The sequence below is a fragment of the Variovorax sp. J31P207 genome (assembly GCF_030316965.1).
Classification (GTDB): domain Bacteria; phylum Pseudomonadota; class Gammaproteobacteria; order Burkholderiales; family Burkholderiaceae_C; genus Variovorax; species Variovorax ginsengisoli_B.
In genome coordinates, this window is sequence record NZ_JASZYN010000010.1 from 112,595 (window position 1) to 137,836 (window position 25,242).

Consider the following 25,242-nt stretch of genomic DNA (forward strand, 5'->3'; position numbering starts at 1 on the left):
ACCGTTGAAACTCCCCTCGTCGGCGCGCCGTTCGGGCCGTCCTTCAAAAGTCGATCGTACCCGTCAGCACGAAGGTGCGCGGCGCGCCGAGCACCAGGTAGCTGGCGCCCGGATAGCCGCCCGCCGACGCCCAGTAGGACTTGTTCAACAGGTTGTCGATGCGGCCGCGCAAGGTCAGCACGCGGCCGTTGCCGATGTCCATCAGGTAGCGTGCGCCGATGTCGAAGCGGTTCCAGCTCGGCACCGTCTGCGTGTTGGCCGCGTCCGCGTACTGCGAGGCGGTGTAGATGAAGCGGCCGTTGATGGCCAGGCCGCGCACGCCCGGGATGTCCCACTCGGCGCCGAAGTTGAACTGCTGGCGCGGCACCCCGATCGCCTCCTTGCCGTCGAGCAGGCCGCCGGGGCTCGCGGTCTGTTCGGCGTTGATCAGCGTCAGGCCGCCGAGCAGGCGCAGGCCATGCACCGGTTCGCCGTACAGCAGGAACTCGGCGCCTCGATTGCGCTGTTCACCGAAGGTGCCGTAGACCTGGTTCTGCACGAAGGCTTGCGGCTGCGTGATCTGGAACAGCGCGGCGCTGGCGCCCACGGTGCCGCTTTCGTACTTGACGCCGATCTCACCCTGCTGCGCGGTGAACGGCGCGAAGATCTCGCCGGCATTGAGCACCGGCAGGTTGTTGACCACCGCCGGAGCCACGCTGCCCTGCTGCAGCCCTTCGATGTAGTTGCCGTAGAGCGAGACCTCGGGCGTGACCTTGAACACCGCGCCGAACACCGGCGTCGTCTTCGACTCGTCGTAGTGGCTCTGCTCCAGGCCAGAGTTGTAGTCGTAGGTGGTCTGCTTGATGGTCTGGTAGCGCGCGCCGAGCGTGACCAGCAGCCGGTCCTGCATGAACGACATCGTGTCCGCCAGGGCGAAGCTGGAGGTCTGGACCTTGAGCGTCTGCATCGGGTCGTTGAGCACGCCGCCGGTGAACAGGGTGGGCGGGGGCGGGAACAGGGTCGCAACCGGCGTGTAGATGTTGCTCAGGATGGTGGTGCCCGAGAGTCCGTAGGCATTGCGCTGGTCGTCGTTGTAGGCGGTTGCGCTGGCCACCAGGCTGTGCTGGACCGAGCCGGTCGCGAACTTTCCGCGCACGCCGATTTCGCCGGTGCTGACGTTGTCCTGGCGAGTGTTGTCGAAGCGAGACGCGGCGGTGGCGCCGAAGATGTTGGTCAAGGTCGGATTGGCGACCACGTTCGACTCGTCGCCATGGCGCAGGCCGCCGGCGGCATAGACCGTCCATTGGTCGTTGATGTCCAATTCGCCGCGCACGGTGCCGAAGGTGTCGCGCTCGCTCGAAGTGGTCCAGGGCTGGGCGAAGTTCTTCTGGGCGTCCGGCGCGGCCGGGATCGGCAGGCCGAAGCCGGGCGTGACGCTCGGGCGGCCCTGGGTCAGCGTGTAGTCCTGATAGCCGATGTCGGCCGAGATGCGCGCATTGCGGCTGCGCCAGTCCAGCCCGACGCTGGCGGCGGTCAGGTCGCGCTTTTCGTCGTCGATGCCGTCGTTGCCACTGCGCTTGACCGCATTGACGCGGATGCCGGTGCTGTCGTCGGGCCCGAAGCGGCGCGAGATGTCAGCCGAGCCGGAGACTTCGCCGCCGCTCTGGACGCCGAGGTTGAGGCGCGTCAGCGGCTCGTTCGATGCCCGCTTGGGCAGCAGGTTGATGGCACCGCCGAGCCCGCTGCCGCCCGGTGCGGCACCGTTCAGGAAGGCACTGGCGCCGCGGAACACCTCGACCCGTTCAAACAGTTCGGAGGCGATGTACTGACGCGGCAGCATGCCGTAGAGGCCGTTGTAGCCGATGTCGTCCGAATAGACCGGGAAGCCGCGGATGACATACAGCTCCTGGAAGTTGCCGAAGCCGCGCGCGGTGCGCACCGTCGGGTCGTTGAGCAGCACGTCCGACACGCTCTGCGCCTGCATGTCCCGGATGAACTGGCTGGTGTAGCTGGTGCTCGAGAAGGACGAGTCCATCACGTCCTGGTTGCCCAGGATGCCGATGCGGCCGCCGCGCGCCACCTGGCCGCCGGCAAAGGGCGCCGTCAGGCCATCGGCCGAGGCGTCGGCACTGGCTTCGACGGTCACCGTGGCCAGCGAGCCGACCGGCACGGTGGAGGCTGCAGCCGCAGGCGCAGTCTGCGCCGAGGCCGTAAAGGCCTGCAGCAGGGCCAAGGCACAGGCAACGGCGATCGGGCGCGGGAAGAAGCGAGGGGCGGGCATCGTCATGAATAGAAATACAAATGGCAATGATTATTATTAACCAACCTGGACGCCAGTGCCTGCAAATGTGTCGTTGGCTGTGCCATCCGACCTGCACATCGGTTCCGCTGCAGTTCGTGACACGAAGAAGAACAACGCAAGCCCGGCAAGGGTCAGCCCGAACCCCGCCCACACTGCTGACAGCAGGCCGTTCCCATGCGCGATCGTCTGACCGCCAGCCCAGGCGCCAATGGCGTTTGCCACGTTGAGGGCAGCCAGGTTCATTGCGCCCATCAGCGTCGGTGCGTCCGGTGCCGCCCGGGTGAGGCGCACCTGGATCGTCGGGATCGCAACCATCATCGTGCCGCCCACCATGACCAGGCCCGTCATCAGGATCCAGGCGTTGCCGCCACCGACCGCCAACAGCGCCAACGCAACCAGGGCGCTGCCGAACCCGGCGACCAAGCCCCGTGACGGATAGCGGTCCGCCATCCATCCTCCGACGACGTTGCCCGCCGTCATGCCGACACCGAAAAGGCCCAGCGCGATCGGAGTCCATGCTTGCGGCAGCGATGCCTCGTCGGTGACGAAGTGCCCGATGAACGTGTAGACGGCGAAGATGCTGGACACGCCCAGCGCCGCCACAGCCACCATCGCCCAGACAGCCGGCCGGTTCAATGACCGAAGTTCCTGCAGCACGGGTCCACCGTTCAAGGCGCTGGATCGCGGCACCCACATCCAGAGCGCCAGGAACGCCACCACGCCAAGAGCCGAAACGGCCAGGTAGGCGTTTCGCCAGCCGAGGTTCTGGCCGAGGAGGGTGGCGAGCGGCGAGCCGACGATGGTGGCCACCGTCAAGCCCGTCATCACCAGGGCGAAGGCGCGCCCGCCCTGGCCCGGCCCGACGATGTAGGAAGCGACCACGGCGCCCGCGCCGAAATAGGCGCCTTGCGGAATGCCGCTCACGAAGCGTGCGAGCGTGAACATGCCCAACCCCGTGGCGATGGCCGACATGACATTGCCGAGAACGAAGATCGCCATCAGGACCAGCAGCAGGTGCTTGCGATTCAGTTTCGCGGCCAGGATGGTCACGGCAGGACCTCCGAGCACGACGCCGAAGGCATATGCCTCGATGGCATGCGTGGCGGTGGCTATGTCCAGATCCAGGCTGGCGGCAAACAGCTGAAGAATGCCCATGCTCGCAAACTCGGACGTCCCGATGCAGAAGGTGCCGAGTGCAAGTGCCAGCAAGGTCAGCGTGCGGCGATTCAGTTGCCGCGTGTCGGCGCAGTGCGCCTCCATCGAGGCGCACTGCGGTTCACAGGCTTCGTTCAGCATTTTTGTCGTCCTGAAGGGTGGCGCGCCGGTGTCAGAGGCCGTGGGGCAGCGGCGCTTCCGCTTGCACGAGGCCTGCCTGTCGCAGCTCGCGCCAGAAGTCCTTCGGCACCACCGCTTCAAGCGCAGCGCGGTCCTCCGCAATGCGACCCGGCCGGCTGGCCCCGGGGATGACTGCGGCCACCGCGGGGTGCGCCAGGGCGAACTGCAGTCCTGCCGCCTTCATCGGCACGTCGTGGCGATCCGCGATGGCCTTGATGGCCTGGACCTTGGCCAGGATCTCCGGCGTGGCGGGCGCGTATTCGAAGTTCGGCCCGCCCACCAGCGCGCCTGAGCTGTAGGGCCCGCCGACGACGATGCCGAGGCCGCGAGCCGCCAGCTGCGGCATCACGCGCTGCAGCGCCCGCGCGTGGTCCAGCAGCGTGTAGCGGCCGGCGAGCAGGAAGCCGTCCGGACGCGGCCCTTCAAGCCCCAGCAGCAGCTCGATCGGCTCCACCCGGTTCACGCCCAGGCCCCAGGCACGGATCACGCCTTCGTCACGCAACCGGTCCAGCGCCTTGAAGGCGCCCTTGCGCGCGGTCTCGAACACGCCGAGCCACTCGTCGCCGTAGAAATCCTGGGCGACATCGTGCACCCAGGCAATGTCGATGCGGTCCGTCTTGAGTCGTTTCAGACTGTCTTCGATCGAGCGCAGGGTCGCGTCTTCCGAATAGTCGTTCACGATGCGGTTGGCGCGGCCATGCCTGAACACATCGCCCTTCTCGCCGAGGTCGCGAGCGTTGACGTCTTCCACTTCGTCGAGGATCAGGCGACCGACCTTGGTGCTGATGACGAACTCTTCGCGAGCGCGGGCCGCCAGCCCCTCGCCCAGGCGGGCTTCCGCCAGCCCTGCGCCGTAGAACGGCGCGGTGTCGAAGAAGCGGATGCCGTCGTTCCACGCGGCGTCCACGGTGGCTCGCGCTTCCTCCTCGGGAATCGCGCGAAACATGTTGCCCAAAGGGGCAGTGCCGAATCCCAGCACGCCGGGAAGAAGGTTCTTCAATTTCATGGTGATCTCCTGTGAATGGCTGAATGATGGGCATCCACAAGAAATTTATCCAATGTATTTCCTCGATTCCAGATTTATCCTTGGCGATAATTCTGCATGCGATACGACCTCAACCTTCTGCCCATCTTCGTGGCCCTGCTGGAAGAGCGCAGCGTGACCCGCGCGGCGGATCGCCTGGGCATGACCCAATCGGCGCTGTCCAACGCACTGACGCGCCTGCGCATCGTGCTGCAGGACCCACTGTTCATCCGGGAGCGTTACGGCATGCGACCGACGCCGAAGGCTGAGGCGCTGGCACCGGCGCTGACATCAGCACTGGCTGCGCTGGACACTGTGGTGCTCGGCCAGCAGGCCTTCGATCCGTCCCGCGCCGATCATCTGGTCACGATCGCGCCCAACAGCTACGTGGAGTTCGTGTTCGTGCCCGCCCTGGTGGCGCGGCTGCGCGAGCTCGCTCCGGGCATTCGCCTGCGCACATTGCCCTTCGGCGCCGATGTCGCCGCGACGGGGGTCACCTCCGGAACCACGGCGATCGTGCTCGGCCGCATCACTGATGCGCCCGACAACCTGGTCGTGCAGCACATTGCGGATGACGGCCTGGCCTGCGTGGTGCGTGCCGACCATCCGAAGGTCGGCTCGAAGATCACCAAGGCGCAATACGAGCGGATGAAGCACGTGAACCTGCTGCCGGCGGGAGGGCGCCTGCGCGCAGGGCTTTTCCAGGCACTGGAGCGGGGAGGGCTCAAGAGGGACGTCGCGGTGACAGTCACCCACTTCATGTCGATCCCCGAAATCGTGGCCGCCACCGACTACTGTGCGACGCTGCCGAAGCTGATTTGCCGGCGCCTGGCCGGCGATTCGAGGTTGAAGGTGCTGCCGGCGCCGGTCGATCTAGGCACCTTTCCGATGCAGATGGCCTGGCACGTGCGCTACCGCGAGGACCCTGCGCATGTCTGGTTGCGCAACCTGGTCGCGGACGTGGCTGCGTCCCTGTGAGGTGTGATCACCCGTTGACGATCGTCCCCCGAGCGCGCTGTTTCGCCGGGGCGTCGCCGTCATTCAGGTAGCGGCAGGGCACTCGTGCACTTGAATTCGTCCAGGCAGACGCTGGAACGCACGCCGTCGACGCCCGGCAGCCGCATCAGCTTGTCGATCAGGAACCGCGACAGCCCCTTGAGGTCGCGCGCGATGACCTTCATGACGAAGTCGTAGTCGCCGGTGATCGAGTAGCACTCGAGCACCTCCGGCATGTCGATGACCACGTTGGTGAATTTCGACAGGTCGCGGATATGCCCCTTTTCCATGGCCACGAGGATGAAGGCCACCACATGCAGGTCAAGCCGCGCCGGGGCCAGGCGCGTTTCATACCGCGCGATGAATCCCGCTTCTTCCAGTCGGCGGTGGCGGCGATGGCATTGGGCGGGCGACAGGCCCGCGGCCTCGGCAAGCTCCAGGTTGGACGCGCGCCCGTGCTCCTGCAGGAAGGCCAGGATCTTGCGGTCGGTACGGTCGAAATCGGGGTCGTACAAGATCGTCTCCTTTTTTGTGTTGAACGAGAAATTATGTTGCTTGTACGAGGGTTCGCCCCAACCCGCGATGAAAACAGATTGTTCGTGCGGAAGTTCACACTTCTTCACCTAGAAGACGGCCCCCGGACGGTGATCAAACAGGTTTCCGGCCGAGGCGGTTTTCCTAATTGAACCATGCCGACTATTTCTCACAAGGACATCAACGTGCAACATTCTTTCCTGCGCTCCTCCCTGGCCCTGATCGCCACCGCCGTCGCCTCTGCCGCGGCCACGCCCAGTTTTGCTGTCGAGAAGTCGGTCGCGGTCACAGCGATCGTCGAGCACAAGGCGCTCGACGCCGTGCGCGACGGCGTCAGGGACGAGCTGAAGTCGGCCGGCTTCGAAGCCGGCAAGAACCTCAAGTACGAATACCAGAGCGCGCAGGGCAACACCGGCACGGCCGCGCAGATCGCCCGCAAATATGTGGGCGAGCGGCCCGACGTCATCGTCGCGATCGCGACGCCCTCGGCGCAGGCCGTGGTCGCGGCGAGCAAGGACATCCCGATTGTCTACAGCGCGGTGACCGACCCCGTCGCGGCCAAGCTGGTCAAAGGCTGGGAGGCTTCGGGCACCAACGTGACGGGCGTGTCCGATCTCTCTCCGCTGGACAAGCACCTCGAGCTGATCAAGCGGGTCGTTCCCAACGCGAAGCGCGTCGGCGTGATCTACAGCCCGGGCGAGGCCAATTCGGTGGCGATCATCGAGGCGCTGAAGAAGGCCGTGCCGGCCGCCGGAATGACGCTGGTGGAAGGCGCCGCGGCGCGCACCGTCGACGTGGCGAGTGCGGCGCAGAGCCTGGTCGGCAAGGTCGATGTCATCTACGCGCCCACCGACAACAACGTGATGTCGGCTTTCGAGGGCATCGTCAAGGTGGCCCAGCAGGCGAAGATCCCCGTGGTCGCGGCGGACACCGACGCGGTCAAGCGCGGCGCCGTCGCGGCGCTGGGCCTGAACTACTACGACATCGGCCACCAGACCGGCAAGATCGTGGTTCGCATCCTCCAGGGCCAGGCGGCGGGCACGATCGCCTCGCAGACCAGCAACACCTTCGAACTGCACGTCAATCCGGGCGCTGCGCTGAAGCAGGGCGTGACGCTGTCGGACGAGCTCGTCAAGTCCGCGCAAGTGGTGGTCAAGTAAACCGGCATCGCCAACATGTCGCTCATTGCTTCACTGGGTGCCATCGAGATCGGTCTGATATTCGGACTGGTCGCGCTGGGCGTCTTCCTCTCGTTCCGCATCATCAATTTCCCCGACCTGACGGTCGACGGCAGCTTCCCGCTCGGCGGTGCTGTTGCCGCGGCGCTGATTGTCGCGGGCTGGAACCCGTTTGCCGCCACTGCGGCGGCCGTCGTCGCCGGCGCGCTGTCGGGCTATCTCACCGCGTGGCTCAACGTGCGGCTGCGCATCATGCAGCTGCTCGCCAGCATCCTGGTGATGATCGCGCTCTATTCGGTCAACCTGCGCGTGATGGGCAAGCCCAACATTGCGCTGATCGACGAGCCCACGGTGTTCAGCCTGCTCGAATTCGGCGGTCTGCCGGACTACGTCCTCAAGCCGCTGGTGCTGCTTGCGATCGTGGTCGCCGCCAAGGTTCTGATCGACCTGTTCTTTGCGTCGGAAGTCGGCCTGGCCATGCGCGCCACAGGTGGCAATCCGCGCATGGCCCGCTCGCAGGGCATCTCGACCGACCGGCTCACGGTGTGGGGCCTGGCGTTGTCCAACGGGCTGGTCGCGCTGGCCGGGGCCTTGTTCGTGCAGAGCCAGGGCGGCGCCGACATCTCGATGGGCATCGGCACGATCGTGGTCGGCCTGGCCGCCGTGATCATCGGCGAGACCATCCTGCCGGCGCGCAGCCTGGTCATCACGACGCTGGCTTGCGTCCTCGGGGCCGTGCTCTACCGCTTTTTCATCGCGCTGGCGCTCAACAGCGATTTCATCGGCCTGAAGGCCCAGGACCTGAACCTGGTGACTGCCGTCTTGGTCGCGTTCGCGCTGCTCGTTCCAACCTACAAGCGCAAGTTGGCTGGCCTATGGCCCGGCGTGCGCGCCAATCCGACGCACGTCGTGAAGGAGGCCAAGTAATGTTGCGCGCCAAAGGCCTGGAAATCACTTTCAACCCCGGCACCCCGATCGAGAACCGGGTGCTGCGCGGGCTGGACCTGAACATCCCCACAGGACAGTTCGTCACCGTGATTGGCTCCAACGGGGCCGGCAAGTCGACCTTCCTGAACGCAGTGAGCGGCGACCTCGCGGTCGACCGCGGCAGCATCCAGATCGACGACAGCGACGTCACCCGCCGCTCGGCATGGCAGCGCTCGGACCTGGTCGCGCGCGTCTTCCAGGACCCCATGGCCGGCACCTGCGAAGCGCTCACGATCGAGGAGAACATGGCGCTGGCGTGGAAGCGCGGTGCGCGCCGCAGCTTTGGCTTCTCGCTGACGCGCAAGCTGCGCGAACTGTTCCGCGAGAAGCTGAGCATCCTCAACCTCGGGCTCGAGAACCGCCTGGCCGACCGCATGGGCTTGCTCTCCGGCGGGCAGCGTCAGGCCGTGAGCCTGTTGATGGCCTCGCTGCAGCCGTCGCGCATCCTCCTGCTCGACGAGCATACGGCCGCGCTCGATCCGAAGACCGCCGCCTTCGTGCTCGAACTCACCGCGAGGATCGTCGAGGCCGGCAAGCTGACGGCCATGATGGTCACGCACAGCATGCGCCAGGCGCTCGACTACGGCACGCGCACGGTGATGTTGCACGAAGGCCGCGTGATCCTCGACGTCAAGGGCGTCGAGCGCGCCGGCATGGACGTGCCCGACCTGCTGCACATGTTCGAGAAGACTCGTGGCGAGAAGCTCGACGACGACAAATTACTTCTAGCCTGACTCCAGAGAGTCTGAAAGACCGAGATGAAAGAACTGCTGAATCGCTTCGAGAACAAGGCGCCTGAGATCGTCTTCGAATGGCACGACGCCGAGACGCCCGCCAAGGGCTGGGTGGTCATCAACTCACTGCGCGGTGGTGCTGCCGGTGGTGGCACACGCATGCGCCCGGGGCTCGACCGGCGTGAGGTCGAGTCGCTGGCAAAGACCATGGAGGTCAAGTTCAGCGTCTCCGGCCCGGCCATTGGGGGCGCGAAGTCGGGCATTGATTTCGATCCCGCCGATCCACGCAAGAACGACGTGTTGCGACGCTGGTACAAGGCGGTGACGCCGCTGCTCAAGACCTACTATGGCACCGGTGGCGACCTGAACGTCGACGAGGTGCATGAGGTGATCCCCATCACGGAGAGCTACGGCTTGTGGCACCCGCAGGAGGGTGTCGTCAACGGCCACTTCGCGCCGAGCGACAGCGAGCGCATCCAGAAGGTCGGGCAGCTGCGCATGGGCGTGGCCAAGGTTGTCGAGGACCCGCACTACACGCCTGACTCCGCCCGCAAGTACCTGGTGGCCGACCTGATCACGGGCTGGGGTGTGGCCGAATCAGTGCTTCACTACTACAGGCTCTACGGCGGCGAGGTCGCCGGCAAGCGCGTCATCGTGCAGGGCTGGGGCAATGTGGGCTCTGCCGCGGCTTACTATCTTGCGCAAGCCGGCGCGCGCGTGGTCGGCATCATCGATCGCGAGGGCGGCCTGCTCAATCCCGACGGCTTCAGCTTCGAACAGCTCCGCACGCTGTTCCTGCAGAAGAAGGGCAACCAATTGGCCGCGAAAGACATGCTTCCTTTCGACGTCATCAATCGTGCCGTCTGGTGCGCGGGCGCGGAAATCTTCCTGCCCTGCGCCGGGTCGCGCCTGGTGACGCAGCAGCAGATCGAGCAGTTGGTCAAGGGCGGGCTCGAAGTCGTGTCCAGCGGCGCCAACGTGCCCTTTGCCGATCGCGAGATCTTCTACGGCCCGATCTACGAGCAAGCCGATTCGAAGGTGGCGGTGATTCCCGACTTCATCGCCAATTGCGGCATGGCGCGTGCATTCGCGTTCCTGATGCAGGACGACGTGGAGATTTCCGACGCGGCGATCTTCGACGACGTCTCGGCCACCGTGGCGTCAGCGCTCGAACGCTGCCATGCGCGCTCCGGCGCCCGCACCGGCATTGCCCGCACCGCGTTCGAGAACGCGCTGACAGAGCTCGTCTGATGCGTGCACTGCGCTCACTCTCGTCGTCGTCGCAACCACAGGATCAGTGCCATGCCGGATCTGTTTGAAAACCCCATGGGCCTGATGGGCTTCGAGTTCGTCGAGTTCGCCTCCCCGACGCCCGACACGCTCGAGCCCTTCTTCGAGAAGCTGGGCTTCCAGCTAGTGGCCAGGCACCGTTCCAAGGACGTGGTGCTGTACCGCCAGGGCGACATCAACTTCATCGTCAACCGCGAACCCAACAGCCCGGCGGCGTACTTCGCCGCGGAGCACGGTCCGTCGGCCTGCGGCATGGCGTTCCGGGTCAGGGACTCGCACAAGGCCTATGCGCGCGCACTCGAGCTCGGCGCCCAGCCGATCGAGATTGCCACCGGCCCGATGGAACTGCGCCTGCCGGCCATCAAGGGCATCGGCGGCGCACCGCTCTACCTGATCGATCGCTTCGAGGACGGCAAGTCGATCTACGACATCGATTTCGAGTTCCTCGACGGCGTCGAGCGGCATCCGGTGGGCCACGGCCTGAAGCTGATCGACCACCTGACCCACAACGTGTACCGTGGCCGCATGACCTTCTGGGCCAACTTCTACGAGAAGCTCTTCAACTTTCGCGAGATCCGCTACTTCGACATCCAGGGCGAATACACGGGTCTCACCTCCAAGGCGCTGACCGCGCCGGACGGCAAGATCCGCATTCCGCTGAACGAGGAATCCTCCAAGGGCTCGGGCCAGATCGAGGAATACCTGATGAAGTTCAACGGCGAAGGCATCCAGCACATCGCGTTGCTCTCCGACAACCTGATCGACACCATCGACCAGCTTGGTCTCGCCGGCGTGCCACTGATGACCGCGCCCAACGACATCTACTACGAAATGCTGGAGACCCGCCTGCCGGGCCATGGCCAGCCCGTGGCGGAACTGCAGGCGCGCGGCATCCTGCTCGACGGCACCACCGAGGGCGGGCAGCCGCGACTATTGCTGCAGATCTTCTCGGAGACCGCGTTCGGGGGGCCGGTGTTCTTCGAATTCATCCAGCGCAAGGGCGATGACGGCTTTGGCGAAGGCAACTTCAAGGCGCTCTTCCAGTCGATCGAGCGCGACCAGGTGCGTCGCGGGGTGCTGAGCGCGGCATGATCACCGCTGCATGGATTGCTGCTCGCCGATCAGCACCCAGAAACGGACAGTGCCCGACGATGCATTGGCCGTGTCGTCCGGCGATGGGCAGCGAAATAAGGGTATTCAAAACAACGCCCTCTTGCGAATGTCGCACACTCCACACTCCCTAATCGCCTGAAAGGCACTTCATGTCCATGACCATTTTGCAGGCAATCGAGCGTCTGAAGGAGATCCCCAACGATCTCGACATTCGCGGTCGACTCGAGGCCTTCGAGCTGTGCGCGCCCAGCCACAAGGGCCGGCCTAGCGACATCAGCATGGTCAAGTCCGCACTGTGGCAAGGACAACTGCGCATCGACGCCGACACCCTGAAAGTCATACAGGCCATCGCGATCGAATCTGCGAATTCGCAGGATGCGCTGGCGCTGGCACGGGCCAGAGCTTGAGACTGGAGGCCTGCGCGCTCCGCGTTCTGTCCCATCTCGGCCGAAGGCTTGACTACGAGATGTGGAAGCGGCCGATGGCGTCGCGCTGCGCATTCGAGATCGCAGCAAACGCATCGTCGATGCCGCAGTCGCCCGTGTTGATCACGAGGGAATCGGACCAGTTCTTTCCGGCGTGATCGGCCTTGGCCAGTTTGTACTGAACGCTCACCTTGAGGCCCGCGCAGCCGGAGGTCCTGCGAGCCTTGTCGGTGATCCATTCGCTCAATTCCTCGAGCGTGACCGGGTGAGTTGTTGCCATGGTGTCCTTGTGTGTGGGTGCATTGTCGCTCTGCCACGCCGACCTTCAACGCGGGCGGTGGGCGCCGGGCAGAGCCGCTCAACCTGTCGTCCGCTGATGTCAATCGGTGGCAGCACGCGTCTTCAGACGCATACGCAGGTCGACAGGATGCATCGTGAACGTCAAGACCTCTTCAGGGACAGCACCGTTGGGCCCGGCGACCTCAAGCAACTCGAAGTTCCGAGCCAGCATCCCGAGCACGAGGTTCATTTCGAGCTTCGCGAGGTAGCGGGACCGGGGCAGAGTCGGGGTCCCGCGCCGAAAGGCATCGAAACGCGCTTCGGGGACGACGCTTCCATTGCCTTGTCGTCGGACAGCCAACGCTCGGGTTGGAATGCACTGGCATCTCTGACGTTGGCTTCGTCCACGGCTGCGGAGCGCATCACGCAAAACACCGTCGTGCCCTTGGTGACCCTCACATGGCCAACCTGCGTATCCTGGACGGCATCCAGGAAGAGGACTGGCGCTACCGGTCGAAGTCGCATCGCCTCCTTCGCGCAGGCTTCGGCGATACGCAGAAGTGTTGCGCAACGCCTTTGGCAACGTCTCGCGCCTGAGCCTGGCGCAGATGGTGGCAGGTCGGCAGGTGAGCGTGGAGAGCGTGGAGAGCGAGAAGACGGACCGCTACGGGCGCACGGTGGGCGTCGTGTTTGCGGGCGGCAGGGATGTCAATCGGCAGCAAATCGAACGTGGGCTGGCCTGGTGGTGCCGGGCCTACCTGTCAATGACATCGTTGCTGCCGCGTGCGCCGGCAACGTTGCATCGTCGTCGTTCGTTGGCACCGCCCCACTTCGAAAGATACTTCTTGGACCGACTTACTGACTAAGCGGGTGGGCCGCGCTTGCGTCCGCTCACCATCGCCGCCGCCAGGTTCTCGCGCCACCACCAACTCATCCCGCCGACCCCGAGAAGATGCAGGGCCACGGCAACTAGCAAGGCATCGGCGAGCCATGCGTGGATTTCCTGCAATCGCTCGTCGCCCCAGAAAATGTCAAGGCGGCTCATCCACCCCGTGAGTCCAAGAAGCAATACGAGCGACCAAAGAAGCCACACCATCCACAGCCCGAGAGGATCGTGCCCGATGCAACGCGGCGCGCGGCCACGAACATAGGCGACTACGGCGGCCGCAGAAGGCTTGAGAGCCGCCAAGCTGCCATGGCCCTTAGCGAACACGGCCCACAACAGGCGGGTCACGACCGCACTGGCCGCCGCATAGCCTGCAATGCGGTGCACCAGACCGCCGTCATCCTGGATCGAGCAAAAGATGACCAGTCCAGCCAACAGCCAATGATGAAGGCGGACAGCGGCATCCCATACAAGCGCATCGCTCCGTGCGGGATCCGCCACGGCTACTTTTCAACCTCGGTCTTCACGGGCTCGAGTGACTTGGCGTCGTAGTAGATCTCGACCTTCTTGCCGGCCTTGTTTCGGCCGTAAATCTCATAGCAGTTGCCGTCAACCTTGAACTTGGCGATCGTGTAGCCCTGTGCCTCAATCTTGGCCTTGGCGTCGGCTTGCGACATCCATTCGGACTTCGGATAGGCCTTGCAATTGGCCTTTGCGAATGCAGGGGCCGACGCAAACGTGCATATGCTCAGTGCGGCAAACACAATACGCTTCATCGATTTTCCTTGCTGAGTAAGAAGTCGCAAAAGCTTAGCACCGAACCGAGAGCCGGAGGTTGTCTACCCAAGCCTCAAGGCTGTCAACAGGGCTCTGGCGCAAACCGAGCCTCGGGTAGGTAGGCCAACGGCTCAGCGAGTCGGCCACGGCCTGCATCTCGTCCACACGCCCGGCACCGGACTGACCCTCCCGGCGTAGATGGCGCGCTTCACAAAACCAGTATTGGATTGTTTGCCCGCGGTGCAGAATCAACTTGCAGAGCAACGACGTTGATAGCCGCCGTACCGACTTGGTGCCTGGAACTCAGTGGAAAGCGGCCGCCTTGATCAATCTCGCAGTTCCGCAGGAACGGTGCCGCCGTTGGCCGCAATGCGTGTCATGACCTGGCGATGCAACCAGATATTCCACGCGGCAGAGCCAGGCTCGTCGCTGCCGGAATAGGTGAACTCAGTGGCAAGTTCCTTGCGGGCGGCAAGACTGCTGTCTAGACCGAGCAGCTTGAGCAGGTCCACGATCGAGGTGCGCCAGTTCAGGGCGCTGGCGCCTGGCATCGCGTCAAGGATGGGCGCCACGTCGCCGAGCGGGATGGAAGGTGGCGGCGCAGCCACTGGGGGCGAACTCGCGCTCGCTGCGGGTGCTGGCGACGGCGTTGCAACGACTTCGGCCGCGTTGGCCGAAGGAAAAATCTTCGAGAAAATCTTGCCAAAAAAGCTCATAGGTGCCCCGCTTGGTTCGATGGAGTTGACGGCGCGCCCGACGTGGGCACGAAAGGGTTCTAACACAGTCGCCAAGTTGCGGCGTTCGTCCGACTTGGCCTCGCCATAAACAACGGCCCCAACTACGCCTAGATGGGATGGACACCCGCCGCCCTTCGGTGCGGGATGGGCGAAGATGGAGGTGTCTCCGGAACCGAACGGTGCCGAAGTGGCGTCTCCATCCACCACTTCAGGAATGGAGGGGCCGGAATGAATCGCACGACGTATGGCCTGGACATCGGGTTGTCTTCGTCGATGTAATCGTCAAGGCACTCTGGCATCAGAGTGACCTGCTGACGGTCCTCGCCTTCGATGAATCGCTTCATGGGCCACCACCTCGTTCAGAGGGGTTGGCTCAATATAGGGCTTGCGGATGTGGTCTTCGCGCGGCCGCCCCAGAAAGCGCCTTGCCCAACACGAAGTCACGTCGCAGTACAGGCGTGGACGTCTCCACCGTAGCGCCGTACGACGTCGTCCCCGGCGCGGCAGTGCCGAGCACTTCGATCAGTGAATCCTTGACGCCGAACACCACATCGGAGTCGAGGTGGTCGCTGTCCGCCAGGAACAGATGCGTCACCAGCGTTTCGTGTCCGGGGGCCGACACCATGAAGTGCACGTGAGCCGGACGGAAGGGGTGGCGCCCTTGTGCCTCGAGCATGCGCCCGACGGGCCCGTCATTGGGGATCGGATACGCGGCCGGCACCGCGCCGATCACCCAGAACATCCCGTGGGCGTCGGTGCGGACCCTTGCGCGGCCACTCAAATTCACGTCGTCTTTTTGCACGTCGTAGAAGCCAGCTTCATCCGCGTGCCAGATGTCCACGGTCGCGCTGCCCAGCGGCTGTCCGTCCACACTGCGCACCGAGCCCTCGATCAGCAGCGCGGGCCCTTCAGCTGGCCCGGCGATGCGTGAGCCGCTGGGCACCTCGGGCGCATGCTCCACGTAGAACGGGCCCATCACCGTGGTTTCGGTCGCCGTGCTCGGAAGTCGATGGTTGATCGCGTCCACCAGCGTCGAGACGCCCAGCGCATCCGACAGCAGGATGAATTCCTGACGCGTGGAACTGCACATCTGGCCGGTGCGCGTGAGGAAATCGATCGCCTGCTCCCATTCAGACTGTGATGGCTCGATCTCGCGCACGAAGTCGTGCAGATGGCGGATCAGCGAAGCGCTGATATGTTTCGCACGAGGTGAAGGGCTGTTTGCCAGACGCGAGATCACCGCATCGGTGATGTCCTTTTCGTCGAAGTTGCGCATGCTGTATCAATCAAGGTGGGGCGCCGGGCCTGCGAAGGAACGGCGAGGTGGTCTTTGAAGAGACTCTGATTCCATCGGGCGCGGATCGCAAGACGCCTTTTCCGGAATCAGCGCGGCTTGGCGGCGAGCCATGCCTTGCCGCGGGCGTACAGCTCTTCGACTTCGGCTCCCTCCAGCTGTGGCATGTCGAGCTTGACCTTGTAGCCGATCTGCGTCTGGATGTAGGCCAGGTGCCGATAGCCGGCCGGGAACTTCGAGATCGCGGCTTGGTCGAGTTCGAGCCTGGCGCTCGGGTCGATCGGATCCACACGGTCCTTCTCGTAGATCGGCTGACGAACGACGACGCCCCAGCGGCCGTTGCGCTTCTCGACGAAGTCGTAGAAGCGCCCCGTGCAGACCACGTCGCAGGCGACGCCTTGCACATCGCCGCGCTGGGAGATGGTCATCTTCGTCTGCGCGATGGCGCGATCGCCGGCCATGTCGATCGAGGTCCCGCCCAGGAAGTGCAGGATGCTGACACCCTTGGCCCAGCCCTCTTTGGTGACTCGGATGAATTCGGAGGCCGGGCCCTGGAACCACGTCGCGTTCATGACACCGTCGTCGTGCCACACGGTGGCAAAGCGTTCCCAGTCACCCGCGTCGCGCCAGATGGCCCAGTTCTCGATGAGATCCCGGATGGCGAGGCGGTCTGTCAATTCGTTGGTCATTCGATACTCCTGTTCGTCGTAAATGAGTCGGCTCAGCGAGTTGGCGCAAAGCCGGCCATGCCCGCTCGCAAGCGATCCGGCCGCCCTGCACGCCGGCCCCGTCGCTGCAGCCGACCGAGCGCGTGATCTCGGTGAATTACACGCTGCCGTCGGACGCGGGCTGCGCATGGATCTGCAGGGCGAACAGCAGGCTCGCCAGGATCATCGGTCGTCGCATAGGTGTCTCCGTGGTTCTTCGTCAGGCGTGGCGTTGCAGGAAGGGCAGGACCCGGGCCAAGACTTCGTCGGGCGCTTCCTCGGCCATCAGGTGGCCGCAGTCGATGGTCCCGCCCTCGACCTGGTCGGCCCAGGTTCTCCAGATCTCCAGCGGATCCGGTGTTGCCGTGTTAGACGCACACCACAGCACCTGCAGCGGACAAGCGATGCGGCGACCCGCTGCGAGATCATCGCGGTCGTGCTGCAAGTCGATCGAGGCGGCGGCGCGATAGTCCTCGACCATCGCGTGCCGCACCGACTCCCTGGCGAAGGCCCGGTGGTACTCGGCGAGCGCCTCGGGCGTGATGGCGTCGAATTTGAGCACGGCATTGCGCAGCGACCAGTCCAGGTAGTACGCCGGGTCGGCGCGCAGCATGCGTTCGGGCAGATCGAAGGGCTGCGCGAAGAGATACCAGTGAAAGGCCTTGAGTCCGAAGGCCATGCCGGCGCGCTGCCACATCGCCTCGGTAGGGATCACAGTGAGCGAGGTGAAGGCGCTGACGGCCTCGGGCCGGTCGAGACACAAGCGGTAGCCGACGCGCGCACCGCGGTCATGGCCGACGACGGCGAAGCGTTCGAACCCCAGCGCCTGCATCAGCCCGATCTGGTCGCCCGCGAGCGTGCGCTTGCAATGGTGGATATGCAGCGGATCGCCGCCGGGTCCGGTGCTGTCGCCGTAGCCCCGCAGGTCCGGCGTCACGACAGTGAAATGGCGCGCGAGCACGGGCGCGATGCGGTGCCAGGCGACGTGGGTCTGCGGATAGCCGTGCAGCAACAACAGCGGCGGCCCGCTGCCGCCGACCTCGGCGTGGATCGTCGCATCGCCGAGCGCGACCCGGTGCACCGCGAAGCCGGGAAAGAAGGCCGCGCTCATCGCAGAGCACCGCCGAATAAGAAGTCGGCCATCGCTTCGAGTTGCTCGTTCATCATGTGCCGGCCGTGCACGATGCGCGCGCCCAGTTCTTGCCCATGCGCGAGTAGTGGCGTGGTAGCCGGCTCCATGATGACGTCGGCGACGGTGTGGCCAGGCCGAATGGCCGACAGTTCGACGGGCAGCGGGTCGGTCTTCTTCATGCCTGCGGGCGTGGCGTTCACGACGAGATCGCGCGGACTTGCGGCGTCCCAGATACCGGCCACGTGGCCGAGTGCGCGCAGACGCTCGACCAGCGCCGCGCGCTTCGCATCGTCGGCATCGTGCACATCCATCGACGCTGCGCCAGCCGCCGCCAGCGCCAAGGCGATCGCGCTGCCTGCCCCGCCCGCGCCCACCAGTCCTACGCTGCGCCCCTTTACTTCGAAGCCGTTGCGCACCAGCCCTGCGAGAAACCCCGCGCCATCGAGCAGGTCGCCTTGCCATCCCTCGGTAGTACGCCGGATGACATTGACGGCCTGAGCTTCGCGCGCGGCGCGCAGCAGTTCGATCGGCAACCCGGCCACGCGCTGCTTGTGCGGCACTGTGACGACGATGCCCGCGACGTTGCGCAGCGCGTGCATTGCACGCAGCAAACCCGCCACGTCGCCACCTCGTACATGCAGCGGCACCAACACCGCGTTGATGCCGCGCGCTTGCAGCAGGCGCGTCAGCGGCAGAGGCGCTTTCACCTGCGCAATCGGGTCGCCGATGATACCGAGCACGACGGTGTTGCCGTCGAGCCGCAGGCCGTCCCAGGATTCATTCGTGGCCATGGCCGTTTCCTTGCAAGAAGTGATGGGTTGCGCGATAGGCCGCGGCGGCGCGCTCGTGTACGCCGAGCGTGGCCATGCGAATGGCGCTCGGTGCTTCGACCGAGAGGATGGCGCCGACGGCCAGCTGCGGCAGCAAGTGGTGCACGGGCAGCTCGCCCTCGCCCGGAAAGAGCCGGTGCGCGCGCCCCTCTTCGCCCGCCGACAGGCCCGGATGGCGCTTCTGGGGGGCGTCGTTGATCTGCATGAAATGGCGATCGATGCGCGGGTCTGCCATGTCTTCAGGTGCGCAGCCCGCGCGAAAAAAATGCAGCGCATCGACGACCAAGCGCACCGCATCGCTTCCCGATGCCTCGGCCAGTTCGCGCGCGACACGCAGCGAGCACGCTGCCGTGTAGACCATGAACTCCAGGCCGAGGTTCAGGCCGTGCGATTGCGCGTGAACGGCCAGTACGCCGATGTTCCGTGCCGCGCGGCCGAGGTCCGCGTCATCGACGTTGACCATGAGCCGCCGTGCGCCCAAGCTTTGGGCGGAAGCCAGCACGCCCGCGAGCGCACGCACGTCGAAATCTGGCTTGATGCGCACAATCTCGATGTCGTGCACCGCCATTCCCAGATCGCGCAAGCGAGCGAGCGTTTCGCGCATCATCTCGCTGCCATCTTTCATGGGGAACGGCTGTTCTCCGGGCCGAGAGGGATTGAGCCGAATTCCGACCCCGCGAAAACCCGCCGCATGCGCCGCCTCCACCAGCAGGGGCGGCGGCGCATCGAGCATGCCGAGATGCGCGAGCGACAGCCTGAAACTCATGCGGGCACCGTGACGCTGGCCTGGCGCAATGGCACACCCTGCGCGCTCAGCAGCGCCTGCAGGCGCTTTACGTCCACGTCGCGCGGCAGCACGCCGCTGTCGGCCGCGAGTGCCGCCGCCGTGCCGGCTGCCTGTCCCGTGAGCCAGCATTGCGGAATCTCGCGCAGGAATCCGTGCGAGTTGGTGTCACAGGCGATGTGCTTGCCGGCCGCGAGCACGCCGTCAAGCGTCTCGGGCACGAGTGCGCCGTACGGCACCGAGATGTTGGGGAAACGCGGCGATGGACTCGGGCTGATTCCGATCTCGTCATCCTCGACCGCGCCGGCATCCCAGCCGCTGCGCAGCACGCGCTTCACGCCCACCAGCCGCCGGCCGTGTCGCGTGCCGATCTGCGGGGCCATCAGCATGATCCAGGCGTGCTCGAAGCCCGGCGCGTGGGCGCGATAGAACGCCAGGTGCTCGGCCATGCTCTTGCGCGATTCCCATTCGACCTGAGTCATCTCGTCGACGTCGAGCGCGCTGAAGCCCGACTTGCGCGGCCCGAGGAAAGTCGCGACGTCGTTGCGCCACGAGACGATGGGTTTTTCGAAACTTCCGATCTCCTCGCGGCCGCGCGCCATGAAGCCGGAGAAGGCCTCAGGCTGACGGGCGCGGAATTCGAGCCAGCGCTGCATGTCGACGCCCGCGAACAGCCAGGAGGTGTTGATGCAGTGGTGGATTTCGTGCGTGTCGATGTCGGAGTCGAAGGCCGCGCCCGCCGCCGCGTAAAAGTCGCCTTCGCCGGTGGTGTCGACCACGACCTTGGCGAGAATCGCGCGGCGACCCTGCTTGCTTTCGAAGACGGCCCCTTTCACGCGACCGGCCTCGGCGATCGGCGCGACCATCCAGCCGTGCAGGATCAAGTCGACGCCGGCCTCGCGCGCCATCTGGTGGTAGACGCCCTTGAGGATTTCGGGGTCGATGGTCGGCGAATGCGTGACCACGCCATGGAAGGCGGCCGTACGCAGCCCCCAATGGGCGGCCGCGTCCGGGTCCTGCGACCCCCAGTCCTTGCGCGGCGGCCCGGCGACGGCATCGGTACCTAGGCGGTCCATGAACTCTGCCGCGAGGCCCTGGATCACCGGCTCGCCCTGCCAGTCGGTCATGCGGTCGATCCAGATCACGAGCCCACCGGTGGAAAGCCCGCCGAGGTGGTTGTAGCGTTCCAGCAGCACTACATGCGCACCGGATCGTGCAGCGGCCACCGCAGCCGCCACGCCCGAGGGTCCGCCGCCCAGCACCAGCACGTCACAGCGCTCGTGCACGGGTGTGTCACGTGCGGCTTCGGTGATATGGCCTTGCGGCGTTCGCTTCTTGCGTTCGCTCAGGCGTGCGTTCACGTCGGAGCGGAAAAAATAGCGCTCTTCGGCAGTAAGGGTTCCCATCGTGCAGCTTTCAAAAAAAAGAGATCGGAGTCAGGCCGCGAGCTCGCGCAGCAGGTCGCTCAGCGGGCCAGGCGCGACGACCATCGCGTCGTGGCCGGTTGCGAGCGTGCGTGTGCGCCAGCCCGCATCGGCGCGCACACGCGCCTTGGTCGGTTCGAGCGTCGCGATCGGGTCGGCCGTGCATTCGATGTAAGTCTTGGGCAGGCTGTTGCCGAGCGGGGCCTTGAGTTGCAGCGGCTGCAAATAGGTGCCCACGGGCTGCGGCGTCATGCGGCGCTTTACCCAGGCCGCGTCGGTGGGATCCTGGACACCGAAGGCAGACGGCGGCAAGGCAGGCGCCGCGCCCACGCCGGCGCCGGTCTCACGGATCGTCTTCAGGCGCTGGTCGACCACGGCCTGCGGGAAATCCGAGAACAGGCTCTTGCCGGGCTCGAGCAGGAGCGCGTCGAGGAACACCAGCTGGCGCAGCCGGGCACGTGCACGATCCGCCACACCGGAGATCACGATGCCGGCATAGCTGTGGCCGACCAGCACCACGTTCTCGAGTTCTTCGAAATCGAGGAGGTTGACGATGTCGTCGATGTGCGTATCCAGGTTGACCTGTGGCGACAGCAGATGCCGGCGCTCGCCGAGCCCGGTGAGCGTGGGCGTGTAGACCGCGTGCCCCGCCGCGCGCAGTTGCGACGCGACGCGCGTCCAGCACCAGCCGCCGTGCCAGGCGCCGTGGACGAGGACGAAGGCGGGCTTGTCCGCAGGGCCCGCTGCGCGCGATGGCTGCACAAGGCTCGCGGCGGCGATGCCTGCAGCGAAGAGATGTCTGCGTTGCATCGTGAGCCCCTATTCGCTGCGCGCGCCCGTGAGCTTGATCACGCCGCCCCACATCGCCGTGTCCTCGGCGATCTTGTGCGCGAGCGCATCGGGCGCGCTGCCGATGGCGAGCCAGCCCTGGTCGAGTAGGCGCTGTTTCACCTGGGGCGTCTGGAAGATGCGGGCGATCTCCTGCGACAGGCGGTCGGCCACCGGAGCGGGCATGCTGGCGGGCCCGAAGATGGCGTTCCACGAGGCCACATCGAAGCCCTGCTTTCCGAGCGCCGACTCGATCGGCGGCACACCGCCCGGGCCCGGGAAGGCCGTGGCCGTGCTGACGCCGTAGAGCCGCAGCCGTCCATTCTTCGCCTGCGGCACGGCGATCGACGGGATCATGAAGGACAAGTCGATCTGCCGACCCATCAGTGCCGTCGCGATCTGCGGGAAGCCCTGGAACGGCACATGCACGGCCCGGATGCCGGTGTGGGTCTTGAGCAGCTCCATCGTGAGGTGCGAGCCCGAGCCCGGTCCGATCGAGCCATAGCTGAGCTTGTCGCCCCGCGCCTTCGCGAAGTCGAGGAAGCCGCGCAGGTCGGTGGCCGGCATGGCGGTGCTGCCCGCGAGCACGAACGGACTGCTGGCGACCAGTGAGATCGGCCGCAGGTCGCGCGCCACGTCATAGGGAGTGGAGGGCGTCAGCGCCTTGGCGGTGGTCAGCGGGCCGTTACCCGTGAGGCCGATGGTGTAGCCGTCCGTCGCGCGCGCCACCGCCGCGACGCCGATGCTGCCGGCCGCGCCGACTTTGTTCTCGACGATCACCGGCTGCCCCAGTGCCTCGGCGAGCGGATCGGCGACCACGCGCGCCAGCATGTCGGGCGACGAGCCCGGCGGAAAACCGACGATCAGGCGCAGGGGCTTTTGCGGCCAGGAGGCGGCAGCCTGGGCGACGGCCGGCACCAGCGACGCGGCGAGCGCACCCTGCAGCAGGAGGCGCCGGCGTGATGAAAAGGCAGGTTCGGGGTGCATGAATGTCTCCGGTCTGTGTCGTTGCCCTCATTCTTGGGTCGTGGTGCAGCTCGAAACGTGATACTTTCTGATTCCCTACATCACGTTTCGTGATGCACCAATCCCTGGAGCCCACCATGTCTGCACCCGCCGATCCGCGCGCGCCGCGCAGCCACACCGTCGACATCGACCTGCTGCGCGTGTTCGACACACTGCTGCGCGTCGGCAGCTTCACCACGGCCGCCAAAGCGCTGTCGCGCACGCAATCGGCCGTCAGCATGCAGCTGCGGCGGCTCGAGGAGCAGCTCGGCGCGCAGCTGGTGATCCGCGGCACGCGCAAGCTGGGCCCGACGCTCGAGGGCCAGCAGTTGCTGCCTCTGGCGCGGCAGATGCTCGGCCTCAACGACCAGCTGTTCCACGATGTCGACATCGCGGAGGTCTCGGGCAGCATTCGCATCGGCTCGATCGAGCACTACGCGACACGTGTGTTGCCTGCGCTGATCGCGGAATTCTGCCGACTCTATCCAAGGATCCACGTCGAGCTGCACCATGGCGTGTCGTCGCTGATGCATGCGGAGCTCGGCTCACGCTACGACCTGGTGATCGGCATCGGACCGGTGGGTTCCGGGGAAGGGCTGCGGCTGTCGAAGTCGCGCGTTGTCTGGGCTTCGACGCCGGGCTCGGCCACGCATCTTCAACGTCCGCTGCCGCTGGCGCTCAATCCCGAGGGCGCGATGCTGCGGGATTGGGCCACACATGCGCTCGACAGAGCCGGCGTCCCGTGGCGCATCGCCTACACAAGCACAACGGTCACGGGGCTGGAGGCGGCTGTGCGCGCGGGCATCGCGATCGGCGTGTTTCGCGAGGCGACGATCTCCAAGCGGCTCAAGGTACTGGGTACCAGGGAAGGCATGCCGGCGATGCCCGAATGCGAGGTGTGGCTCGCGGCTGTGCCGCTGCCGGGGCGAAGGGCAGTGGAGTTGCTCGAGGCCTTTCTGATTCACAAGCTGCGCAAGTCCCAGCGCTGACTCGACCCGGGCGCGCCGCCTCGTGGCGTGTCGGTGAGGCCAATCCTGCCCGCATCTCAGCCGCGGGTGCATCTCCCGCGTCAGCCTCCGGTGCACGCTACCGGCATGGCGCGCCCCACAGCCCACGACGTGCGGCCCTGCTCGACGATCAGCGTTTGTCGTCCGTTGGAGAAGCTGGTCCCCGACTGTCCCATCGCCGGAAGGTCGACCGCAGCCGCCCCGTCGACGGAAACCGAGGCGCTTTCTCCCATCAAGCGCACGGCCAGGCGTGTCCCGCCGCAGACGTAGCTGCTGACTGGATACGGATTGCCGACGCCGATTGAGGGATTTGGCGTCGAATGGTGGCATGCCGCCAGCATCCATATGGCGAACGCGCTGACGATTGAACAAAAAAGGATTCGCATTCATTCCCCGATCTGCTCGCTGGTCCACGAGCGTTGCGACGTTCATCGTACGGCGTCAAGCAGGACGTCGTCCAGTGGGCTTGCGCGCAAGAGTCGGCTATGGTTCCTCCATTTGCCATCCGAACATGTCGGCTATGCAAGTGAGGCGTAACGGACTCGCGGTAGACAGCGACCAGGGGCAGTTCATGACAACCCAGATCGATCTCCTTCCAGCATTTCCACCATGCCCACTCCGGACACAATCTCCGCTCCACTGAATCGGGAAATTCCAAGCGATGCGTCCTCCAAGACGCCAGCTGCAGCAAACTCAAGCTCGACTCACCAGAGGTCGCAGCCAAAACCCATCTTGTTACGACAACCAAGTTGGCAGTTCATTTCGACCTGCGTATCCGATTGGCAACGTCGATGGACCAGATTCCTCGCCCGCCGCCCTTCGGAGTTTTCCCTTGCTCCGCGCCGGGCGCGGGCGCCGTCAGGAGAACTTCGGTGCCCGTTTCTCGACGAAGGCACGGACCGCCTCGTGATGGTCCGGTTCCATGTGGGCGATCGCCTGGTAGGCGGCGGAGACTTCGAGCAGCGATTCCAGTGAGGCGCTCTCGCCTTCGCGTAGCAGCCGCTTGGTCATGCGCAGGACGCCGCCAGGATTGGCCGCGATCTTGCCGGCCAGTGCCAGCGCGGCAGGCATCAGCTCGTCCGCCGCGACCACGCGCGAAACCAAACCGCAGGCCAGCGCTTCATGGGCATTCAGCGCTTCACCGGTGAAGGCCATTTCCGCGGCCTTGGACCGGCCGACGGTACGCGGCAGCAGCCAGGCGCCGCCATCGCCCGGCACGATGCCCACGCGCACGAAGCTTTCGGCGAAGGTGGCCTTCTCGCTCGCGATGCGGATGTCGCACATGCAGCTGAGGTCCATGCCGGCGCCGATCGCCGGCCCGTTCACCGCGGCGATCACCGGCACGTCCAGGTTGTAGAGCGCCTTGGGCAGCCGCTGGATGCCGTTGCGATACTCCTCGCGGATGGTATCCGGCGACAGCTTCTGCTGGAAGTAGCGCTGCATATCCTTGACGTTCCCGCCGGAGCTGAACACCGGTCCTTCGCCGGTCAGCACCACCACGCGGATGCTTCGATCGGCCTGGATCTCGGCGCAGGCCTGCACGAACTCCTCGACCGCGGTGTTGCCAGTCAGGGCGTTGCGCGTTTCGGGGTGGTCCATGGTGAGGACCAGCACCGCGCCGATACGATTTTTATTGAGGAAGCTCATGGTTGTCT

At 65.5% G+C, this 25,242-nt stretch carries 29 protein-coding genes; 9 read left to right on the top strand and 20 right to left on the bottom strand.

Annotated elements, in window-relative coordinates; genetic code table 11:
* Positions 1-43: 43 nt before the first annotated feature.
* From QTI68_RS28800 to QTI68_RS28810, 3 genes are read right to left on the bottom strand one after another with little or no spacing between them, the layout of a single operon-like run.
* Positions 44-2,260, bottom strand: coding sequence for a TonB-dependent receptor (locus QTI68_RS28800; protein ID WP_286526707.1), 2,217 nt, complete (start codon positions 2,258-2,260; stop codon positions 44-46).
* Between the two features lie 36 nt (positions 2,261-2,296).
* Positions 2,297-3,577 (bottom strand): MFS transporter, encoded by a 1,281-nt coding sequence (locus QTI68_RS28805; RefSeq protein WP_286526575.1) that lies wholly within the window; start codon positions 3,575-3,577, stop codon positions 2,297-2,299.
* A gap of 31 nt (positions 3,578-3,608) precedes the next feature.
* Positions 3,609-4,622, bottom strand: a complete 1,014-nt coding sequence (locus QTI68_RS28810; protein WP_286526576.1) for an aldo/keto reductase — start codon at positions 4,620-4,622, stop codon at positions 3,609-3,611.
* Positions 4,623-4,718: 96 nt separating this feature from the next.
* Here QTI68_RS28810 and QTI68_RS28815 point away from each other — a divergent pair, with 96 nt between their 5' ends.
* Positions 4,719-5,618, top strand: a complete 900-nt coding sequence (locus tag QTI68_RS28815) for a LysR family transcriptional regulator (RefSeq protein ID WP_286526577.1) — start codon at positions 4,719-4,721, stop codon at positions 5,616-5,618.
* Between the two features lie 59 nt (positions 5,619-5,677).
* On the opposite strand, the gene QTI68_RS28820 is transcribed toward QTI68_RS28815, so the two are convergent.
* Positions 5,678-6,151, bottom strand: a complete 474-nt coding sequence (locus tag QTI68_RS28820) for an Lrp/AsnC family transcriptional regulator (RefSeq protein ID WP_286526708.1) — start codon at positions 6,149-6,151, stop codon at positions 5,678-5,680.
* A gap of 174 nt (positions 6,152-6,325) precedes the next feature.
* On the opposite strand from QTI68_RS28820, the gene QTI68_RS28825 reads away from it, so the two are divergent.
* From QTI68_RS28825 to QTI68_RS28850, 6 genes are all read left to right on the top strand, one after another.
* Positions 6,326-7,330, top strand: coding sequence for an ABC transporter substrate-binding protein (locus QTI68_RS28825; protein WP_286526578.1), 1,005 nt, complete (start codon positions 6,326-6,328; stop codon positions 7,328-7,330).
* 15 nt (positions 7,331-7,345) lie between these two features.
* A complete protein-coding gene (locus QTI68_RS28830) occupies positions 7,346-8,275 on the top strand; it encodes an ABC transporter permease (protein WP_286526579.1) in 930 nt (309 codons plus the stop codon).
* Positions 8,275-9,069, top strand: coding sequence for an ABC transporter ATP-binding protein (locus tag QTI68_RS28835; RefSeq protein WP_286526580.1), 795 nt, complete (start codon positions 8,275-8,277; stop codon positions 9,067-9,069). Before QTI68_RS28830 ends, QTI68_RS28835 begins: the two co-directional genes overlap by 1 nt.
* Before the next feature lie 24 nt (positions 9,070-9,093).
* Positions 9,094-10,320, top strand: a complete 1,227-nt coding sequence (locus QTI68_RS28840) for a Glu/Leu/Phe/Val dehydrogenase dimerization domain-containing protein (protein WP_286526581.1) — start codon at positions 9,094-9,096, stop codon at positions 10,318-10,320.
* Between the two features lie 51 nt (positions 10,321-10,371).
* The gene (gene hppD / locus QTI68_RS28845; RefSeq protein WP_286526582.1) at positions 10,372-11,451 is read left to right on the top strand and encodes a 4-hydroxyphenylpyruvate dioxygenase; all 1,080 of its coding nucleotides are present in this window, start codon (positions 10,372-10,374) and stop codon (positions 11,449-11,451) included.
* A 170-nt stretch (positions 11,452-11,621) separates the two neighbouring features.
* Complete coding sequence (locus QTI68_RS28850) at positions 11,622-11,879, top strand: hypothetical protein (protein ID WP_286526583.1); 258 nt, start codon at positions 11,622-11,624, stop codon at positions 11,877-11,879.
* Between the two features lie 52 nt (positions 11,880-11,931).
* On the opposite strand, the gene QTI68_RS28855 is transcribed toward QTI68_RS28850, so the two are convergent.
* The 3 genes from QTI68_RS28855 to QTI68_RS40190 all read right to left on the bottom strand — a co-directional run bounded on the left by QTI68_RS28855 (position 11,932) and on the right by QTI68_RS40190 (position 12,701).
* Positions 11,932-12,177: a hypothetical protein gene (locus QTI68_RS28855; RefSeq protein WP_286373112.1), complete on the bottom strand. Its 246-nt coding sequence runs from the start codon at positions 12,175-12,177 to the stop codon at positions 11,932-11,934.
* A gap of 99 nt (positions 12,178-12,276) precedes the next feature.
* The gene (locus tag QTI68_RS28860) at positions 12,277-12,426 is read right to left on the bottom strand and encodes a hypothetical protein (protein ID WP_286526584.1); all 150 of its coding nucleotides are present in this window, start codon (positions 12,424-12,426) and stop codon (positions 12,277-12,279) included.
* A complete protein-coding gene (locus tag QTI68_RS40190) occupies positions 12,423-12,701 on the bottom strand; it encodes a cytochrome P450 (RefSeq protein ID WP_353506450.1) in 279 nt (92 codons plus the stop codon). Before QTI68_RS40190 ends, QTI68_RS28860 begins: the two co-directional genes overlap by 4 nt.
* A 38-nt stretch (positions 12,702-12,739) precedes the next feature.
* On the opposite strand from QTI68_RS40190, the gene QTI68_RS28865 reads away from it, so the two are divergent.
* Entirely contained in the window at positions 12,740-13,042 is a 303-nt protein-coding gene (locus QTI68_RS28865; RefSeq protein WP_286526585.1) for a thermonuclease family protein, read from the top strand.
* On the opposite strand, the gene QTI68_RS28870 is transcribed toward QTI68_RS28865, so the two are convergent.
* From QTI68_RS28870 to QTI68_RS28920, 11 genes are all read right to left on the bottom strand, one after another.
* Positions 13,039-13,563 carry a cytochrome b/b6 domain-containing protein gene (locus QTI68_RS28870; RefSeq protein ID WP_286526586.1) on the bottom strand — a complete coding sequence of 175 codons (525 nt, stop codon included), beginning with the start codon at positions 13,561-13,563 and terminating at the stop codon, positions 13,039-13,041. The two genes, QTI68_RS28865 and QTI68_RS28870, sit on opposite strands and share 4 nt — an antisense overlap.
* A 2-nt stretch (positions 13,564-13,565) precedes the next feature.
* The gene (locus QTI68_RS28875; RefSeq protein ID WP_286526588.1) at positions 13,566-13,838 is read right to left on the bottom strand and encodes a PepSY domain-containing protein; all 273 of its coding nucleotides are present in this window, start codon (positions 13,836-13,838) and stop codon (positions 13,566-13,568) included.
* A gap of 327 nt (positions 13,839-14,165) precedes the next feature.
* A complete protein-coding gene (locus QTI68_RS28880; protein ID WP_286526589.1) occupies positions 14,166-14,555 on the bottom strand; it encodes a DUF3597 domain-containing protein in 390 nt (129 codons plus the stop codon).
* Positions 14,556-14,949: 394 nt separating this feature from the next.
* Entirely contained in the window at positions 14,950-15,852 is a 903-nt protein-coding gene (locus QTI68_RS28885; RefSeq protein ID WP_286526591.1) for a dioxygenase family protein, read from the bottom strand.
* Between the two features lie 107 nt (positions 15,853-15,959).
* Positions 15,960-16,559, bottom strand: coding sequence for a nuclear transport factor 2 family protein (locus tag QTI68_RS28890; protein ID WP_286526592.1), 600 nt, complete (start codon positions 16,557-16,559; stop codon positions 15,960-15,962).
* Between the two features lie 238 nt (positions 16,560-16,797).
* Positions 16,798-17,688: an alpha/beta fold hydrolase gene (locus QTI68_RS28895; RefSeq protein WP_286526593.1), complete on the bottom strand. Its 891-nt coding sequence runs from the start codon at positions 17,686-17,688 to the stop codon at positions 16,798-16,800.
* Positions 17,685-18,500, bottom strand: coding sequence for a shikimate dehydrogenase family protein (locus QTI68_RS28900; protein WP_286526594.1), 816 nt, complete (start codon positions 18,498-18,500; stop codon positions 17,685-17,687). Before QTI68_RS28900 ends, QTI68_RS28895 begins: the two co-directional genes overlap by 4 nt.
* Positions 18,487-19,305 carry a sugar phosphate isomerase/epimerase family protein gene (locus QTI68_RS28905; protein ID WP_286526595.1) on the bottom strand — a complete coding sequence of 273 codons (819 nt, stop codon included), beginning with the start codon at positions 19,303-19,305 and terminating at the stop codon, positions 18,487-18,489. Before QTI68_RS28905 ends, QTI68_RS28900 begins: the two co-directional genes overlap by 14 nt.
* Positions 19,302-20,729, bottom strand: a complete 1,428-nt coding sequence (locus QTI68_RS28910; protein WP_286526596.1) for an FAD-dependent oxidoreductase — start codon at positions 20,727-20,729, stop codon at positions 19,302-19,304. Before QTI68_RS28910 ends, QTI68_RS28905 begins: the two co-directional genes overlap by 4 nt.
* Before the next feature lie 30 nt (positions 20,730-20,759).
* Positions 20,760-21,557, bottom strand: coding sequence for an alpha/beta fold hydrolase (locus QTI68_RS28915; protein ID WP_286526597.1), 798 nt, complete (start codon positions 21,555-21,557; stop codon positions 20,760-20,762).
* Between the two features lie 9 nt (positions 21,558-21,566).
* The gene (locus QTI68_RS28920; RefSeq protein ID WP_286526598.1) at positions 21,567-22,562 is read right to left on the bottom strand and encodes a Bug family tripartite tricarboxylate transporter substrate binding protein; all 996 of its coding nucleotides are present in this window, start codon (positions 22,560-22,562) and stop codon (positions 21,567-21,569) included.
* A gap of 116 nt (positions 22,563-22,678) precedes the next feature.
* Here QTI68_RS28920 and QTI68_RS28925 point away from each other — a divergent pair, with 116 nt between their 5' ends.
* On the top strand, positions 22,679-23,569 hold the full coding sequence (locus QTI68_RS28925; protein ID WP_286526599.1) for a LysR substrate-binding domain-containing protein: 891 nt from the start codon (positions 22,679-22,681) through the stop codon (positions 23,567-23,569).
* 80 nt (positions 23,570-23,649) lie between these two features.
* Here the strand turns inward: QTI68_RS28925 and QTI68_RS28930 are convergent, their stop codons facing one another.
* Together QTI68_RS28930 and QTI68_RS28935 are read right to left on the bottom strand one after the other, a co-directional pair.
* Entirely contained in the window at positions 23,650-23,973 is a 324-nt protein-coding gene (locus QTI68_RS28930; protein WP_286526600.1) for a hypothetical protein, read from the bottom strand.
* A 472-nt stretch (positions 23,974-24,445) separates the two neighbouring features.
* A complete protein-coding gene (locus QTI68_RS28935; protein WP_286526601.1) occupies positions 24,446-25,234 on the bottom strand; it encodes a crotonase/enoyl-CoA hydratase family protein in 789 nt (262 codons plus the stop codon).
* Positions 25,235-25,242: the final 8 nt, after the last annotated feature.